We start from the raw sequence: 16,014 nt of genomic DNA, 5'->3' as shown, positions 1-16,014 counted from the left end.
TCGAAGCCCCTTCGTCAGCGCGACGCGACCAGCTCGTCGTCGACGGCGAGGAACGTCGCGACGACGCCCGGGTCGGCGGCGCCCGCGAACAGCCGTGCAGCGAGCGCCACGCGCGCCCGCCGATATGGTGCGTTCGCCCCGGTCATCACCGAGCGGCTGTTGGCCGCATCGAGCACCGCGGTCGCTTCGAAAGCGATCTGCTCGGCGTCGACTTCGGCGTTCAGCTCGCCCTGCGCGACCGCATACCCGATCGACACCACGAGGTACGAGTTCCACGAGTCGAAGCAAGCGGCCACGGCGTCGCGAACCGGCCCGGGCTTGGCGTCGACATCGGCGATCGCCGTGCCGAAGAAGCATCCGCCGGGAAACACGCGGTCGCGAGAGTAGGCGATCCAGTGATCGTAGAGCGCGACGAGCCTGCGGATGCCTCGTGGCTCGACGCGCGCACGATCGACGACCGTGCGGAGGAACTGCTCGCGTGCTGCGTCGACCGTGGCGAGCTGCAGGCGTTCCTTGGTGCCGAACAGCGTGGCGACCCCGCTCTTGCTGACCGAGGCTGCGGTTGCGAGCCGCCCGATCGAGAGGCCGTCGAGCCCTTCGACCGAGGCGATGTCGACCGCGCTCGCGAGCACGATGCGTCGCGAGGCATCCCCTCGCAGTCGCCGGCCATCGATATCGGTCATGCTCTCGATTTTACGCACGATCGTTCGTATAGTGTACGTACGACCGTTCGTACTGTTGGTTCACCGCCACCATTGAGGAGTTACGATGTCCGCTGCATCCGTCATCGCCGCCGGCGTCCGCACCGCTGCGGCCGTCTCACCCGAGGCGGGCGCCGCCGTCGCACTGCCGCTCTTCATTCGGATCGGGCGGCGCACGCCCATCGCAGCCGCCGACCTCGCGACGCATCGGGCCGCCCGACGCGGCACGGTGCGCATCCCCGGCATACACGGCACCGGTGTCGACATCGTCACCTACGAGTGGGGCAGCGGAGAGCGCACCGTGCTGCTCGCGCACGGCTGGCAATCACGCGCGAGCGTGTTCGCACCGCTCGTCCGCGAGCTGCGCAGCGAGGGGTTCCGAGTGCTCGCGTTCGACGCGCCGGCCAACGGCGACTCCCCGGGTCGCGACACCTACCTCGTCGACCACCTCGACATCATCGACGAGCTCACCCGCCGCGAAGGACCGTGGCACGGCCTCGTCGGCCACTCCTTCGGCTCCCTCGCCGCGCTCATGGCCGTGCACGACGGCATCGAGGCGAACCGGGTCGTCTCCATCGCAGGCGCCGCCGATCCGCGCATCTTCGTCGAGCTGTTCGGCGAGATGTTCAGACTCGACCGCGCGACGCGCGATGCGCTCGCCCGACGATTCGCCGCTCGCTTCTTCCGCGGCCGGCCCGACCCGTTCGAGCGCTACTCGGCCGTGGGACATCCGCTGCCCGACGCCACGCCCCTGCTGCTCGTGCACGACCGTGGCGACCGGCGGGTGCCGTTCGCCGAGTCCGAGCGACTGCTCGAGGCGAACCGCGACTCGGCCCGGCTCGTGCCGACCGAAGGCTTCGGCCACAACCGGGTGCTGCGCGCCGATGCGACGCTTGATGCGACCATGGCGTTCATGCTCGCCTCCGACGCGGAGCTGGCTGAGCCCGACGCGGCGCATGCCGCGACCGACATGCACTCGTCGACCGACGCGCACTCGTAGACAGCGGCCGGCTGACGCCGATCAGCCCGTGATCAGGCCGAGCAGCACCGCAAGGCGGTCCTCGCCGTCACCTGGGACGCGACGGGTACGTTGCAGCATCGTCAGGCCGTGCAGGCTCGCCCACAGCACCTCGGCGAGCGTGTCGGGTTGCTCGGTGAACGGCTGCACCGCCGCGCGGAGTTCGGAGAAGCCCGCCACCAGCTGCGGCGAGGTGCGCTCATCGGCGAACGCGAGGCCCGTTCCGCGAACGAACATCGCGTCGTACATCGCGGGATGCGCTTCGGCGTAGCCCAGGTAGGCACGACTCAGGGCCTCGAGCGCTCGCTCAGTGCCGGATGCACCGGCGCGAGCTCGCGCGAGGGCGGCCGCGAGTTCGCCGAAGCCCTCGACCGCGACGGCGTCGATCACGGCGTCCATGGACTCGAAATGCGAGTAGATGACGGGCTGGGTGTAGTCGATCGCGTCGGCCAGGCGCCGCGACGTGACGGCGGACCAGCCCTCGGCCTCCGCGAACTCGCGCGCGGCCGCCAGGATCGCGCCGCGCCGTTGCTCGCGACGCCTCGCCATGCGTTCACTCGTTGCCACGAAGCCAGACTAGCGCGAAGCCGAAAGGAATGCTAGCTTCGCTATAAATCTTGCATCGAAAGGATTCTCATGGACTTCGCACAATTCTCGCCGGCCACCTGGATCGGCGCCGCTCTTGCGCTCGTGCCCACCCTGGGCATCATCTACGTCGGCATCGCCTACCTCACCGCTCCCGAAGCGACCTCCCGCGGCTTCGGCTTCACCAGTGCCATCACGCCCGAAGTGACCCCGTGGCAGCACATCAAGGGCCCGCGCGACATCGTGCTCGGGCTGGTCGCGATCGCGATGCTCGTCTTCTTCGGACCAGTGGCCGCGGCAGTGGTCCTCTTGCTCGAGGCGCTCGTTCCCATCGGCGACGGCCTGATGATCATCCGCAATCACGGCCGCCCGTCGGCCGCCATCGGCATCCACTTCGCCACAGCGGCCGTGATGGTCGTCGCGGCCGTTCTGCTGTTCCTCTGAGCTCCCGCGGGCTGTGACTTAGAGCGCTAAACGGCCGCGCATTTGCGGCGGTATTTGGCAGGGTCTCGGCTACGCCGTCCCAATGTCGCTATCGGCGCCGTTGCTTCGGCACCACAGTTTGCGCCGCTCTACTGCTGGAAAAGGATGCCTTCGACCGACGTCATGACACGATTGGAGACTCGGGTTCCTCATGAGGACAGCCCGACAGGCCTTCAACCCGCCCGTCGAGCGCTGCGAACGTGGTGTAGAAGCCACGGGATTCCTCCAAATCCTGCCCAACGTCCACACCTCCATTCGGCCACACAATCCGCACGAGGGACACTCCCTCCAGCACACCATGTTCTGGCCACACAGCGGGAATCACGGTCTCGTCGTCCTGGGTGATTCCCACGCAGACGCTCTCAGTAGAGATCCTTCCGGTGACTGAAACGACCTTCTCACCAGCGGATGGGACCAACTTCCCAGTCAGCAGCATTCGAATATCAGCAGAAGCCGGAAGGTATCCTCGGGACGGTGAAGATTTGTTGCGCGGTTCCGGCCAGCTGATGGACGTGTATGAGGCCGTAGACAGCCGTCGAGCTGTGCGGGCATTCAACAATGAGCCGGTGCCCAGGGAAGCGCTTGAGCGTGTGATCGCCGCAGCGGGGCGGGCACCGTCGAGCGGGAATCTTCAGCCGTGGCGGGTCTTTGTCACAACCGGGGAGCCCCTGGCCCAATTGAAGAGACGAGCGAAGTCCAGGGCGCGTACAGGGGACCCCGGCGATGACCGGGAGTACCCGATGTACCCCGCTGAACTCGGCTCGCCCTATTTCGACCGCTTCTCTTCGGCGGCCGCCCAGAGGTACATGGCTCTGGGCATTGAGCGCGACGACCCTCAGCGGCCCGCGAAAATCGCCGCATTGAACTGCGACGGGTTCGGCGCGCCTGTCGTCCTGTTCTGCTATCTCGACCAGTCGATGGAACCAGGGCAGTGGACAGACGTCGGAATCTACCTCCAGACGGTGATGTTGCTGCTGAGAGCCGAGGGGCTGCATAGCTGCCCCCAAGTGATGTGGACCATGTACCGGAAAACGGTCAGCGAGATAGTCGGAGCCAGCGAAGACCTCGTACTGGTCTGCGGCGTCTCGATCGGATACGAGGACACCGGCGTACCTCCACTGCGCACCGACCGCGCTGACCTAAGCGAAACAGCGACCTTCCTCGGAATGTGAACTACATCCAGGGAGTCATAAACGACCGTTCGCGAGACGCCCGACAGACCCGCGCAAGGATCGGTGTGTCGCGTCTCACAACTCGTGTCCACAATCTACGTAACGTGGGCGGCATTTGCATTACATTCTTAGGGTGGCAGTGATTGGGTACGCACGTGTGTCGACTCGGGATCAGAATCCCGAGGGGCAGACGGACGCACTCGAGTCTGTTGGGTGCGACAAGATCTTCGTCGAGCACATGTCGGGCACTCTCGCACGGCGCCCGGTGCTCGACGACGCCCTTGCCTACCTCAGGGACGGTGACACCCTTGTGGTCACGAAGCTCGACCGGCTCGGCCGTTCGGTCCGGAACCTGAAACAGGTCGTGGACGGGCTGCAGGGGCGAGGGATCGGTTTGAAGGCGTTGTCGCAGGGGATCGACACGACCACGCCGGGCGGCCGTTTGTTCTTCCATATGCTCGATCGCCGAGTTTGAGCATGACCTCATCGTCGAACGCACCCACGACGGTCTGGCCGCCGCCCGTGCCCGCGGGCGCAAGGGTGGGCCCAAGTTCAAGATGACCGCGAACAAGATCAACCAGGCCCGCTCCATGTATGAAGCCGGCCATCACACCGTCCAGGAGATCGCGGACACGTTCGGTGTCTCTCGTCCCACGATCTACCGTCACCTGCAGCGTGACCTGGACGCCGGTGGTGCGTCCGCAACGTAGGCAGGATGCATGATGGCGGGGCCGTCGGCGCTGGAGCGGGCAGCGCTGCTGCGCCAGCATCTCGACGATGGCGTGCCACTCATCCGTGTCGCCGACGCGAGCGGAGTTCCCGTGCGAACTCTGCGACGGTGGCTTGCTTCGTACCGGTCTGCGGAGTCCGTTACCTGCCTGGAGCGGAAGCCGCGATCTGATCGCGGCACGCACACTCTGCCCGATGATCTGGTCGGTGCGATAGAGGGACTCGCGCTGCGCAAGCCTCCGCCGACGATCGCGTTCATCCACCGCCGCATCTCCGACGTGACGGCTCAGCGCGGTCTGCGTGCGCCGAGCTACTCAAGCGTCCGCGCGATCGTCACCAACATCGACTCAGGCACACGCACCCTCGCGCACGAAGGAGACGCGGCCTACCGTGACCGCTTCGAACTCGTCTACCGGCGCACCGCGTCAAACCCGAACGAGCAATGGCAATGCGACCACACCCAACTCGACATCATCGTCCTCGACGCCGCCGGTACGCGGATCCGGCCGTGGCTCACGATCGTGCTCGACGACTACTCGCGTGCGATCGCCGGCTACACAGTCTTCACCGGCGCACCCAGCGCGTTGCAGACCGCCCTCGCACTGCACCAGGCGATACGGCGAAAGACGAATCCGACGTGGCCCGTCTTGGGTCTGCCTGACATCCTCTATAGCGATCACGGCTCCGATTTCACCAGCGCTCACCTCGAGCGCGTCTGCCTCGATACCCACATCCGACTTATCCACTCCCTTCCGGGGATCCCGCAGGGCCGCGGCAAGATCGAACGGTTCTACCGCACCGTCACCGATGAACTCCTCCCGCACCTCCCCGGCTTCATCCCGCACGGCACCAACGGCGAGCCGGCGACGACGCCGATGCTGACCATCGAGCAGCTCGACCGTGCGCTCGAGCAGTTCATCGTCGACGAGTACAACCACCGCCGACACTCCGAAACCGGCGCCGCGCCAACGCAGCGGTGGGAGGCCGGGGGTTGGATCCCGAGAACGCGGCACGCCCGGAGGACCTCGACCTGCTCCTGCTGACTGTCGCAACACAGCGAATTGTGCACCGTGACGGGATCCGCTTCAGCGGCATCAGATACATCGACGTCACCCTCTCCGCATACGTCGGAGAACCCGTCACCATCCGTTACGACCCTCGCGACATGGCCGAGATCCGTGTCTACTACCAAGACGACTTCCTCTGCCGAGCCGTAGCGCCCGAACTGGCCGCAGAGCAGATATCGCTCAAGCAGCTCCAGTTCGCTCGGGTCGCGCGGCGCAACGCCCTCAAGAGGAACATCCGATCGAAGCTCAGCTTCGCCGACGCGCTGCCCGACGATACCCGCTATGCGACCCCATTGACCGTCAAACCAGAACCTGCGCACGACACGCCTGTGCCCCGGCGGCTGCGCACCTACGCCGAGGACTAGTCCAACGAGAACGGAGCGATGATGTCGATCATGGACGAGGGCGACGACGGCCGCAGATTCCTGTCGAACAAGCTCGGCGAGATCTCGCCGGCAGCGCCGCCCGTCCCCTCCGACGCCGCCACATTCCTCATCACCAAGGAGCACCGTCGGTTCGACGAGTTCGCCACCACCGTGCGCCGCAACCGGCATATCGGCGTCTGTTACGGCCCACCCAGCGTCGGCAAGACGCTATCGGCACGCACCTACGCCGGCGTCACAGAATGGGAACAATGGCAACGCTTCGGCGAGACGAATGCCGACCCGATCCCTCCGCGAGTCATCGAATCATGCACCGCGTTCTGGACCCCCACGGTCACCGCGAGCCCGCGCATGATCGACGATCAGATCCCGCGCATCTGCCAGCAGGTCTCGTGGGCCATCGAATACCACCAGAACGGCAACATCAACCCGTTCGAACACCGCCCCTCGCGAAGCTCGGGCCTGACCGAGCTGCTCATCGTCGACGAAGCAGACCGGCTCAAGCCCCCCGCCCTCGAACAAGTCCGCGACTACTACGACCGGCACACAATGGGCGTCATCCTGATCGGCATGCCAGGCATCGAGAAACGTCTCGCTCGCTACCCACAGCTCTACAGCCGCATCGGCTTTGCACACCAGTACCGCGGCCTCAGCAACGACGAACTCGCCTTCGTCCTCCAACACCGCTGGAACGAACTCGGCCTCACATTCGAACCCGACGACTTCACCGATACCGAAGCCATCGCCGCCATCACCCGCGTCACCAACGGAAACTTCCGCCTCGTCCAACGGCTCTTCACCCAGATTCGCCGGATCCGCGACATTAACCAGCTCACCACCATCACGAAGGAAGTCGTCGAAGCCGCCCGAGAGACTCTCCTCATCGGCAGCTGAATCAATAGCGACACAGCCAAATACCGCCGCAAATGCGCGGCCATCTAACGCTCTAGGTCACACCCGCGGGCCTCGACCCGAGGGTCAGTTGCCCTGCGAGCCTGCGTCGGACGCACCGACATCCGTGCGGTGGAAGTTGTGGAACGACCGCGACGCCGTCGGGCCCCGCTGGCCCTGGTAGCGCGAGTTGTACTCGGCCGAGCCGTACGGTCGCTCGCTCGGCGACGACAAGCGGAAGAAGCACATCTGACCGATCTTCATACCCGGCCAGAGCTTGATCGGCAGAGTTGCGACGTTCGAGAACTCGAGCGTGACGTGACCGGTGAAGCCCGGGTCGATGAACCCGGCCGTCGAGTGGGTGAGCAGGCCGAGACGCCCGAGCGAACTCTTGCCCTCGAGTCGTGCAGCGACGTCATCGGGCAGGGTGACCGCCTCGTACGTCGACGCGAGCACGAACTCGCCCGGGTGCAGGATGAATGCCTCGTCGGGTCGCACCTCGATGAGGTGGGTCAGCTCGGGCTGGTCTTCGGCCGGGTCGATGAACGGGTACTTGTGATTGTCGAACAGCCGGAAGTACCGATCGAGCCGCACATCGATCGACGCAGGCTGGATCATGCCCGGTTCGTACGGTTCCAGACGGATGCGTTCGCGGTCGAGTTCGGCCCTGATGTCACGATCCGAGAGAAGCACGGGGACAGCCTACTGGGGCGATCGACATCGGCGTGGGACATCCAAATCGAATACCACCCATCCGTTAGGTATTGGTGCAACGCTGTCGTCACGCCCGGTCGGGCATCGTGTGACTGGTGGCGCTATTTGGCGGCGTTCTGTGATCTCCCGGTGGTCCCGAGCGTCGCATACTCCCCTCGAGCGACGAGAACCCCACCGTGCCCGACTACGGGACGAGCGGGGCCGCGCCTTCACGGACTGAGGCAATACGGTCCATGTGCTTCGTGCCCCAAGCGCCGAGCGACTCGAGCGACTCGTTCAGTGACACCCCGAGCGCAGTCAACGAATACTCGACTTTCGGCGGGACCTGTTGGTACACCTCCCGGTGCACGATTCCGTCGGCTTCCAGCTCGCGCAGTTGCTGGATCAGCATCTTCTCGGTGATGCCGGGCAGCTGTCGCCTCAGCTCGCCGAATCGCTGGGCACCGGAGTACAGGCCCCAGAGAATCAGGGCCTTCCATTTGCCGCCGATCACGTCGATCGCAGCGTCGATCCCGCAGGAATAGGGCCGATGCTGGCGTTTCATACCGACCCTTCACTGACCTATTGGTAAGTACCTGACTTAGAAGTCGGTACTTGTCAAGATTACCGTGTTGCCAGAGCCTTGGGAGGCAACCACTTCTTCACGAAAGGGATTCATGTCTGAGAAACTGCCCGCGGTCACCGTCGTCGGGCTCGGCCCGATGGGCCAGGCGATGGCCACGACCTTGCTCGGCCAGGGGCTGCCGGTCACCGTCTTCAACCGCACGGCCTCGCGCGCGGACGCGGTGGTGGGCGCGGGCGCTCGTCGTGCAGGTACCGCGGCCGAAGCGCTCGACGCCGCCGACCTCGTGCTGATCAGCCTCACCCACTATCGGGCGATGTACGACATGCTCGGCCCGGTCGCCGAGCGGCTCGCCGGGAAGGTCCTGGTGAACCTCAGCTCCGACACGCCGCGCGAGGCGGAGCGCGCTGCCGTGTGGGCCGAGCAGCACGGCGCCGCCTTCATCACGGCCGGCATCATGGTGCCCGCGTCGCTCGTCGGCGACGAATCGGCGTATGCGTTCTACAGCGGGCCTCGCGAGGTATTCGACCGTTGGTCCAGTACTCTCGCGCGCATCGCCAGACCGGAATACGTCGGCGCGGAACCCGGGCTTGCCCTGCTCTGGTATCAAGCCCAGCTCGCCATCGTCATGACCGCGGTGGTGAGCACGAGTCATGCCGCAGCCCTGCTCGCGTCGGCCGGGGTGCGCGCGGAGACGTTCCTTCCGTACGCCGTCGAGACCTTCGAGCAGATGCCGTACTTCCTGCAGGGCGCCGCGAAGGAGATCGACGATCGTGCGTACCCGAACGACGGCGCGAGCCTCGCGATGATGGCGGCTGGCATCGACCACATCACGATCGCCAGCGAGGACGCGGGAATCGACGCGACGCTGCCTGCTGCGGTTCGGGCGCTCTACCAGCGCACGGTCGCGCTCGGGTACTCTCAGCACGGCGCGGGCAGCGTCTACGAGGCGATGATCGCGCACCCGCGCGCCGCAGAGGCCGCCTGACCATTAGCGCCAGATCGGGGAGGAACAGCGCGGCACGTCTTGCTAGCATGGTGACCGTGCATTCGTCGGACGGATGCCGCGTGCGGATGTAGTTCAATGGTAGAACTTCAGCTTCCCAAGCTGATAGCGCGGGTTCGATTCCCGTCATCCGCTCCGTCGAACTCCCCCGGAATTCCGCGGGAGTTCAGCCCACGAATGAGAGTTCAGACCCGGCGTGCCCGCCGCACGAGCGCGCTCACGCAGCGGCCTTCTCCGACGCGGTCGAGCGCAAGGCGAGCGCGACGGCAACGGCCGCGATCACACACAGCACCGCGTTCGCCGCGATGGCGATCGTGATCCCGCTCAGCACTCCGGCCGGGCCTGTGTCGCCGAGCGTGTTCACGTGCGCGGTCACGATCGCCGACATGATCGGGATCCCCATCGTGATGCCCACCTGCTGGCTCATGGTGACCAGGCCCGTTGCGAGGCCCTGCTCCGCATCGGGCAGACCTGAGGTCGACGTGACGACGTATCCGACGATCGCGACCAGGTTGGCGACGCCGCCGACGAACGTAGCCGCGAGTAGGAGGATGATCCAACTGGACTCTGGGCCGAGCAACACGAGGGGGGCAGTCGCGGCCGCCTGCACCAGGAAGCCCGCGACGATCGCCCGCCGCGCACCGAACCGGGCGATGAGCTTCGGGCCGACGATTCCGCCGAGCACCGTGCCCACTCCGAGCACGGCGAACGAGAGGCCCGCGGCGAGCGCCGTGTAGCCGAGTACCTGCTGCAGGTACAGGGTCAAGAGGAACACGAGCGAGGTCTCGGTGGCGAACGCGAGCAGGCCGGCGGTGTTGCCCCAGGCGACCGTCTTCCGCTTCAGGATCCCGACGGGAACGAGCGGGTTCGCGACACGTTGTTCGATCGCCCAGAAGGTGAGGAGGAGCGCGGCGCCGACGAGCAGTGATCCCCACGCCAACGGGTTGCCCCACGACGTCTCGCCGGCCGTCGTGAGACCGTAGACGAGTGCGAGCAGGCCGAGACTCACGGTGACGGCGCCGGCGAAGTCGAGCCTCGGGCGGTCTTCAGGCCGGCTCTCCTTGAGCACGAACGGCGCGACGACGAGCACCGCGACCGCAACGACGACGTTGATGAAGAACGCCCACCGCCAGCTGAGCACATCGGTGAGCACGCCGCCGAGGATGGCCCCGGTTGTGAACCCGGCGGCCATGAGCGCTCCGTTGAGGCCGAGCGCCCGGTTCCGCTGCGGGCCTTCTGCGAACGAGGTGGTGAGCAGCGACAGCGCCGCCGGCACGACGATCGCCGTCGCCACACCTTGCCCGATTCTGGCGATGATCAACAGCACGGGCTCCTGCGCGAGGCCACCGGCCAACGAGGCTGCGCCGAGCAAGGCCATGCCGATCAGGAAGAGCCGGCGGCGGCCGAACAGATCCGCGATGCGACCGAAGAAGAGTGTGAAGCCCGCCGCCGGCAGTGCGAACGACGTCGCGATCCACTGCAGGTGATCGATGGAGAAGCCCACGTCGGCGCCGATGCTCGGCAGGGCGACGTTCAGGATCGAGAAGTCGACGGCCAAGGTGAAGCTCGCAGTGAACAGCACGAGGAGCACGAGGTTTTGCCGACCCGTCCAACGGGTCGCTGCTGCCTGGGACGGACCCGCAGACGCAGAGGCAACCGCAGTCGCAGTCGCAGGTCGAGTGGAATCGATGGTCTGGGAGGTGTTGGACATCCCGGCTCCTTCTGGTGTGGAGTGATCGCGGCGCCGGAGGGCGCCGTGAGATCACTCTGCGCCGACCCACGCAGGGCAACCAGACCCGCCTCATCCGATCCCCCGACTGCCTAGCACTGGCAAGGGCAGGCTGTTTCCTGCCGGAAGACCCAGAATGAATGCATGGACAGCAGAACAGGATCAGACGAGCTCGGTGAGTTCCTTCGAGCCCGGCGCGCACTGCTCACCCCTGAGGCCACGTACTACACGAGGCTCGAACAGGGGCAGTCCACGAATGCCTCCGAGTCCGTCATCGACTCGATCGCTCGCGCGCTGTACCTCAACGATGACGAGCGCGCGCACCTGCACGATCTGGCGCGGCCGACGCGGGCGAGGCGCCGCAGCCCGGCGCGACCCGATCAGGCCCGACCCGGCACGATCCGCCTGCTCGAGGCGATGTCCGACGTGCCGGCGGTCGTCATGGGCCGGCGGAACGAAGTACTCGCGTGGAATCCGCTCGGCCATGCGCTCCTCGCGGGGCACCTGGACTTCGATGCCCCCTCCCGACCTTCGGAGCGACCGAATCTCACGCACCTGCTGTTCCTCGACCCCCATACGAGAGACCTCTACCGCTCCTGGCGAGAGGAGGCCACCCTCGCGGTGGCGTCGCTCCGCTTCACCGCCGCCCAGTTCCAGGATGACGCCGAGCTGACGCAGCTCATCGGCGAGCTCACTCTCAAGAGCACCGAGTTCGCCGCGCTGTGGGCGAAGCACCCCGTGCAGCAGTGCGTGAGTGGAGTGAAGCGCTTCCACCACCCTGAGGTCGGAGACTTCGACCTGAACTTCGAGGTGCTCCACCTTCCCGGCACCACCGGGCAGCGGATGATGACCCACGCGGCCGACCCCGGTTCATCCGATGCCGCAGCGGTGTCGCTCTTGTCGGCGACGATCGCCCCATCGGTTGCAGCAGAGGTCGCCTCGCTCCAGCGCTGAACCGGGGGAGGTCCTTCACACCCGCTGTGCCTCCTCGCGCTGCACCGTAACGGGAACGCCCGTCGCCGCGGAACGCCGCGCAGCGTCGACGATCTCGAGCGTGCGCAGCCCAACGCCGCCATCGGGCTGGGGCTGCGCAACGGGGGGGCGCCCTGGCACGGCCTCGCCGCTGCTGCGCACCGCGCCGAGGAATTCCTTCAGTAGGAGCGCGTCGACATCCGTTGCATAGCCGAGACGGATGCCGCCGCGCACTCCGATACCGCCGACGTGTTCGGCGAACGGCTCGATCTCCACCGAGCCGCGCGTGCCCGTGACCTTCAACGAGACTCCGCCCCAGTTCGGAGCGGTGTCGGGCTGGCTCCAGGAGCAGTCGATCGTCGCGATGAGTCCGCCGGCGTACGTGATCGTCACCAGCCCGCCCGTCTCCACGCTCACGTTCTTCTCGGAATGCAGGATGTTGTTCGCCACGGCGTACACCGATTCGGCTCGCGCGCCGCCGGTGAGCGCATCGATCAGGTCGGCGCAGTGCACGACGTGATCGACGAGCGCGCCACCCCCGGCGAGCTCCCGGTCGGTGAACCACTGCCGCGAGTCGATCGGGATCTTCCCGTTGTTCGTGCCGACGATCGCGAACAGCTCGCCGAGGCGGCCCGTGTCGACAGCGTGACGCAGGGCGGCGAACTGCGGGGCGAACCGCACGGGGTAGGCCACCATCAGGATGACGCCGGCGGCTTCGCAGGCGGCGATCATCGCCTGCCCGTCGGCGACCTCCGTCGCGAGCGGCTTCTCGCACAGCACGTGCACACCCTCGGCCGCCGCTCGCTCCACGAGCGCTCGGTGGTGCACGTTCTCGCTCGTCACGACGACGGCGTCGGGACCCCATGCGAACAGCGCGTCGTAGTCGTCCGCGTACGGAACACCGATCTTCGCGGCGAGTTCGGGGCCGCGCGGTGCGGCATCGGGTGCAGCCGCGCCATCCGGGTCGCTCGCCATCACCTCGACGTCGAGCGCCAGAAGCGCCTTCGCATAGCCGGCGGCGTGCACATGGGCGAAGGACGCGATCGCAACCTTCAGGGGCTTCTCCGTGATCACGCTGCATTCTCCTGTCGTGTCGGCCTGGTGCTGAACTCCGACATGGTCACGACCTTGCCGGTCGACAGCGACTGCTGTGCGGCCTCGGCGAGATAGACGGCGAACGCGCCGTCCTCCGCGCTCACGCGCGGCGCGGGCCCGCCGTGGAACGCACGAGTGAACTCGCGGATCTCGGTGAGATACGGGCTCTCCCGCAGGTTGCTCGTCGGAATGGTGAGGGCGCCCTCCGACTGTCCCTGCAGCTCGGGTGTCAGGCCCGTGTTCTCCAGCGAGGAGTAGGTCAGCACGCCCTCCTCCCCCGCGATCGAGAAGCCCGTCTTGAACTTCGTGCCCGTCGCACCCCACGTCGCGTGGATGTGCGAGATCGCACCGCCGACATGCGTGAGCGTGACGTGCGCAGACACGAACGACGGCACGACATCGTCGACCGTCGGCGGGTTCTGCACTGCGAAGACGGTGAGCACCTCCCCGCAGGTCCACCGTGCCTGGTCGAGGTCGTGGAGCATGAGGTCCATGATGATGCCGCCCGAGGCCTTCAGATCCTGGAACCAGGTGCCGATGGCGGGGCTGGATGCCTCCCTGAAGAAGCGCGCGACGGCGACCCGTCCGATCTCACCGGATGTCACCGCGCGGTGCGCGGCAGCGTATGGCGCGGTGAAACGCACGACGTGCGCAGGGTAGATCTGCACACCCGCGCGTTCGGCCGCCTCGTACACCGAGCGCGACGACTTCGCCGTGAGCGTGAGGGGCTTCTCGCAGACGATGTGCTTGCCCGCGGCGATCGCGGCCAGGGCGATCTCCTCGTGGGACGGCGTCGGCGTCACGATGTCGATGATCGATGCACGGCGAAGGACTTCGTCGTAGCTCGCGACGACTTCCAGGTCGAACTGCTCGGCGAGCGCCGCAGCCCCTTGCTGCGAATGGACCAGGACGTGCGCGCCCATCTCCTTCCACGCGGGGGCGTGAACGCGGGAGATGCCGCCTGCGCCGATGAGACCGACGACGAGTGCGGTGGATTCGGATGCCAACGATTCCGCGTGGTGCATGAGTGCCTTTCGATTTCGGGCAGGAGGAGGACTATTTGAGGCCGGAGAAGGCGATGCCCTCGACGACGCGGCGTTGCAGCACGATGAAGGAGATGAGCACGGGCGCCATCGCGAGTAGCGATGCTGCCATCAACACGCCGGTGTGCACACTGGCGCGATACCCCTGGAGGGTGGCCAGACCGACGGAGAGCGGCATGGATTCCGGCGTGCTGGCGACGACGAGCGGCCACAGCAGGTCGTTCCACGAGGCGAGGATCGTGATGATCGCGAGCGAGACCATGCCGGGCTTCGCCAGGGGGAGCATGACCTGCCAGAAGATCTGCCAGCTGTTGCATCCGTCCAGGCGCGCGGCCTGCTCGAGCTCCCGCGGCATCGTTCTGAAGTACTGCACCATCAGGAAGGTCCCGAACGCGCTGAACAGGCCGGGCAGCGCGATTCCGACGATCGTGTCCAGCAGGCCGAGGTTCTGCACGATCTGGTACTGCGGGATCAGGTAGACCTGTCCGGGAACCATGAGGATCGACAGGATCAGGCCCAGCAGGAGCCCTTTGAACCTGAACTGCATGCGCGCGAAGGCGTAGCCCGCCATCGAGCACAGGATGACTTGTGCCACGGTGCGCAGTGCGGTGACCGCGAGCGAGACCCAGAACTGGCTGAGGAACGGAAGCCGCTGGAAGACTTCGACGTAGTTCTCCCATTCGACTCCCGTCGGCCAGAAGTTCGGCGGGATCGCCATGATCTCCGCCTCGGTGGAGATAGAAAGCTTGATCTGCCAGATGAAGGGGAACAGCATCAGCAGCGAGACGATGATCAGGATCGTGTGTGCGACCCAGTTGCTTCCGTGATTGATCCGGCCCGTCGTCGCGCGGGTTCCGCGACGACCGGTCGAGAGGGCGAAAGTATCAGTCGACATAGTGAACCCACTTCCGCTGAAGCTTGAACTGCGCGTAGGTGAACACCGCGATGATCACCAGCACGAACATGGCGATGGCGGAGGCGTACCCCTTCTCGTTCGCGAGGAACGCAGCGTCGTAGAACATGAAGACGAGCGACTGCGTCTTGGGCATGACGGGGTTGGTCGGCCCGAGGAGCGCGTACAGCAGGTCGAACAGCTGGAAGCCGGAGATGAGCGTCATCACCGACAGGAAGAAGATCGACGGCGTCAGGAGGGGAACCGTGATCGAGAAGAACTGCTTGGTCTGCGTCGCTCCGTCGATCGACGATGCCTCGTAGAGCTCGGCAGGGATGCCCTTGAGACCGGCGGAGAGCACGATCATGTTGAAGCCGATGGACATCCAGAGTCCGAGCACTGCGACCGCGATCAGTGCGAACCATTCCGTGGCGATCCACGCTGGGCCTTCGATTCCGAAGACGCGCAGCGCCGAATTGATGACCCCGTAGTCCTGGTTGTAGATGATCTTCCACACCATCGAGATGGCGGTCGGCATCGCGACGTAGGGAAGGAAGAAGCACGTGCGATACACCATCGCGAACTTCAGCCCGGGGCGGTTCAGCAGGCTCGCGAAGACGGTTGCGATGGGAATGCCCAGCAGGAGGATCGCGGTGTAGATGACGGTGTTCAGAATGGAGCGCAACACCTTGGGGTCGCTGAAGAGCCGGACGTAGTTGTCCAGCCCCGTCCAGGTCGTTCCGCCGAACACGCCCCACTCGGTGAAGCTGAAGTAGAACGACTGCAGGAGTGGCCAGAGGTAGAACGCGGCAACACCGATGAACAGCGGCAGCACGAACAGGATCGGCCAGTACCCGTCGACCGATCGGCGCGGGTGCCCCGTGGGCGCGGGTGCGGGTGCGGGTGCGACAGGAGACGCTCCCGGCACCGGGGCGGGTGCCGTGGCGACACCCACCCCATTCCTCATCGAGG

Annotated in this window: 17 protein-coding genes, 1 tRNA gene and 1 pseudogene; 10 read left to right on the top strand and 9 right to left on the bottom strand. The window is 66.1% G+C overall.

Translation table 11 applies throughout. The annotated features are described in order from the left end of the window. Positions 1-14: 14 nt before the first annotated feature. Positions 15-683 (bottom strand): TetR/AcrR family transcriptional regulator, encoded by a 669-nt coding sequence (locus tag AC1C2U_RS10705; protein ID WP_495361715.1) that lies wholly within the window; start codon positions 681-683, stop codon positions 15-17. Positions 684-768: 85 nt separating this feature from the next. Between AC1C2U_RS10705 and AC1C2U_RS10700 the strand changes: the two genes are divergently transcribed. Then, positions 769-1,701: an alpha/beta hydrolase family protein gene (locus tag AC1C2U_RS10700; protein WP_495361714.1), complete on the top strand. Its 933-nt coding sequence runs from the start codon at positions 769-771 to the stop codon at positions 1,699-1,701. Positions 1,702-1,722: 21 nt separating this feature from the next. Here the strand turns inward: AC1C2U_RS10700 and AC1C2U_RS10695 are convergent, their stop codons facing one another. Then, positions 1,723-2,286 carry a TetR/AcrR family transcriptional regulator gene (locus AC1C2U_RS10695; protein WP_495361713.1) on the bottom strand — a complete coding sequence of 188 codons (564 nt, stop codon included), beginning with the start codon at positions 2,284-2,286 and terminating at the stop codon, positions 1,723-1,725. A 69-nt stretch (positions 2,287-2,355) separates the two neighbouring features. Here AC1C2U_RS10695 and AC1C2U_RS10690 point away from each other — a divergent pair, with 69 nt between their 5' ends. The 6 genes and pseudogenes from AC1C2U_RS10690 (at position 2,356) to AC1C2U_RS10665 (ending at position 7,032) form a co-directional block, all read left to right on the top strand. Beyond that, on the top strand, positions 2,356-2,748 hold the full coding sequence (locus AC1C2U_RS10690; protein WP_495361712.1) for a DUF4267 domain-containing protein: 393 nt from the start codon (positions 2,356-2,358) through the stop codon (positions 2,746-2,748). Positions 2,749-3,167: 419 nt separating this feature from the next. Continuing rightward, positions 3,168-3,959, top strand: coding sequence for a nitroreductase (locus tag AC1C2U_RS10685; protein WP_495361711.1), 792 nt, complete (start codon positions 3,168-3,170; stop codon positions 3,957-3,959). 133 nt (positions 3,960-4,092) lie between these two features. Beyond that, a pseudogene (locus AC1C2U_RS10680) lies at positions 4,093-4,669 on the top strand (recombinase family protein). 9 nt (positions 4,670-4,678) lie between these two features. Then, positions 4,679-5,731 carry a TnsB C-terminal domain-containing protein gene (locus AC1C2U_RS10675; protein ID WP_495361710.1) on the top strand — a complete coding sequence of 351 codons (1,053 nt, stop codon included), beginning with the start codon at positions 4,679-4,681 and terminating at the stop codon, positions 5,729-5,731. Continuing rightward, positions 5,680-6,120, top strand: coding sequence for a Mu transposase C-terminal domain-containing protein (locus tag AC1C2U_RS10670; RefSeq protein ID WP_495361709.1), 441 nt, complete (start codon positions 5,680-5,682; stop codon positions 6,118-6,120). Before AC1C2U_RS10675 ends, AC1C2U_RS10670 begins: the two co-directional genes overlap by 52 nt. A 30-nt stretch (positions 6,121-6,150) precedes the next feature. Further along, a complete protein-coding gene (locus AC1C2U_RS10665; protein WP_495361708.1) occupies positions 6,151-7,032 on the top strand; it encodes an AAA family ATPase in 882 nt (293 codons plus the stop codon). An 84-nt stretch (positions 7,033-7,116) separates the two neighbouring features. On the opposite strand, the gene dcd is transcribed toward AC1C2U_RS10665, so the two are convergent. Further along, positions 7,117-7,722, bottom strand: a complete 606-nt coding sequence (gene dcd / locus AC1C2U_RS10660) for a dCTP deaminase (protein WP_495361707.1) — start codon at positions 7,720-7,722, stop codon at positions 7,117-7,119. A gap of 205 nt (positions 7,723-7,927) precedes the next feature. Next, positions 7,928-8,287, bottom strand: coding sequence for a winged helix-turn-helix transcriptional regulator (locus tag AC1C2U_RS10655; protein WP_495361706.1), 360 nt, complete (start codon positions 8,285-8,287; stop codon positions 7,928-7,930). Positions 8,288-8,399: 112 nt separating this feature from the next. Here AC1C2U_RS10655 and AC1C2U_RS10650 point away from each other — a divergent pair, with 112 nt between their 5' ends. Together AC1C2U_RS10650 and AC1C2U_RS10645 are read left to right on the top strand one after the other, a co-directional pair. After that, positions 8,400-9,293: an NAD(P)-dependent oxidoreductase gene (locus tag AC1C2U_RS10650; protein ID WP_495361705.1), complete on the top strand. Its 894-nt coding sequence runs from the start codon at positions 8,400-8,402 to the stop codon at positions 9,291-9,293. A gap of 82 nt (positions 9,294-9,375) precedes the next feature. Further along, positions 9,376-9,446 (top strand) — tRNA-Gly (locus AC1C2U_RS10645). Positions 9,447-9,528: 82 nt separating this feature from the next. On the opposite strand, the gene AC1C2U_RS10640 is transcribed toward AC1C2U_RS10645, so the two are convergent. Then, entirely contained in the window at positions 9,529-11,022 is a 1,494-nt protein-coding gene (locus tag AC1C2U_RS10640; protein WP_495361704.1) for an MFS transporter, read from the bottom strand. Between the two features lie 162 nt (positions 11,023-11,184). Here AC1C2U_RS10640 and AC1C2U_RS10635 point away from each other — a divergent pair, with 162 nt between their 5' ends. Continuing rightward, the gene (locus AC1C2U_RS10635) at positions 11,185-11,994 is read left to right on the top strand and encodes a helix-turn-helix transcriptional regulator (RefSeq protein WP_495361703.1); all 810 of its coding nucleotides are present in this window, start codon (positions 11,185-11,187) and stop codon (positions 11,992-11,994) included. 15 nt (positions 11,995-12,009) lie between these two features. Here AC1C2U_RS10635 and AC1C2U_RS10630 read toward each other — a convergent pair whose 3' ends face one another. Genes AC1C2U_RS10630 through AC1C2U_RS10615 form a run of 4 tightly spaced genes read right to left on the bottom strand, consistent with a single transcriptional unit; the run spans position 12,010 to position 16,009 of the window. Further along, positions 12,010-13,086, bottom strand: coding sequence for a Gfo/Idh/MocA family protein (locus AC1C2U_RS10630; protein WP_495361702.1), 1,077 nt, complete (start codon positions 13,084-13,086; stop codon positions 12,010-12,012). Continuing rightward, positions 13,083-14,132, bottom strand: coding sequence for a Gfo/Idh/MocA family protein (locus tag AC1C2U_RS10625; RefSeq protein ID WP_495361701.1), 1,050 nt, complete (start codon positions 14,130-14,132; stop codon positions 13,083-13,085). The genes AC1C2U_RS10630 and AC1C2U_RS10625 overlap by 4 nt, the downstream gene beginning before the upstream one ends. Positions 14,133-14,163: 31 nt before the next feature. After that, positions 14,164-15,045 (bottom strand): carbohydrate ABC transporter permease, encoded by an 882-nt coding sequence (locus tag AC1C2U_RS10620; RefSeq protein WP_495361700.1) that lies wholly within the window; start codon positions 15,043-15,045, stop codon positions 14,164-14,166. Beyond that, positions 15,035-16,009, bottom strand: coding sequence for a carbohydrate ABC transporter permease (locus AC1C2U_RS10615; RefSeq protein WP_495361699.1), 975 nt, complete (start codon positions 16,007-16,009; stop codon positions 15,035-15,037). Before AC1C2U_RS10615 ends, AC1C2U_RS10620 begins: the two co-directional genes overlap by 11 nt. Positions 16,010-16,014: the final 5 nt, after the last annotated feature.

The sequence above is a fragment of the Agromyces sp. Y575 genome (assembly GCF_059445445.1).
The sequence above is the reverse complement of the archived record's forward strand: the minus strand, read 5'-3'. Positions and strand labels throughout refer to the sequence as shown.

Bases quoted from the DNA above. Each gene is read 5' to 3' on its own strand.
- AC1C2U_RS10705 (WP_495361715.1), bottom strand. From the start codon at position 683: ATGACCGATATCGATGGCCGGCGACTGCGAGGGGATGCCTCGCGACGC.
- AC1C2U_RS10700 (WP_495361714.1), top strand. From the start codon at position 769: ATGTCCGCTGCATCCGTCATCGCCGCCGGCGTCCGCACCGCTGCGGCC.
- AC1C2U_RS10690 (WP_495361712.1), top strand. From the start codon at position 2,356: ATGGACTTCGCACAATTCTCGCCGGCCACCTGGATCGGCGCCGCTCTT.
- AC1C2U_RS10675 (WP_495361710.1), top strand. From the start codon at position 4,679: ATGATGGCGGGGCCGTCGGCGCTGGAGCGGGCAGCGCTGCTGCGCCAG.
- AC1C2U_RS10665 (WP_495361708.1), top strand. From the start codon at position 6,151: ATGGACGAGGGCGACGACGGCCGCAGATTCCTGTCGAACAAGCTCGGC.
- AC1C2U_RS10655 (WP_495361706.1), bottom strand. From the start codon at position 8,287: ATGAAACGCCAGCATCGGCCCTATTCCTGCGGGATCGACGCTGCGATC.
- AC1C2U_RS10650 (WP_495361705.1), top strand. From the start codon at position 8,400: ATGTCTGAGAAACTGCCCGCGGTCACCGTCGTCGGGCTCGGCCCGATG.
- AC1C2U_RS10640 (WP_495361704.1), bottom strand. From the start codon at position 11,022: ATGTCCAACACCTCCCAGACCATCGATTCCACTCGACCTGCGACTGCG.
- AC1C2U_RS10635 (WP_495361703.1), top strand. From the start codon at position 11,185: ATGGACAGCAGAACAGGATCAGACGAGCTCGGTGAGTTCCTTCGAGCC.
- AC1C2U_RS10625 (WP_495361701.1), bottom strand. From the start codon at position 14,132: ATGCACCACGCGGAATCGTTGGCATCCGAATCCACCGCACTCGTCGTC.
- AC1C2U_RS10620 (WP_495361700.1), bottom strand. From the start codon at position 15,045: ATGTCGACTGATACTTTCGCCCTCTCGACCGGTCGTCGCGGAACCCGC.
- AC1C2U_RS10615 (WP_495361699.1), bottom strand. From the start codon at position 16,009: ATGAGGAATGGGGTGGGTGTCGCCACGGCACCCGCCCCGGTGCCGGGA.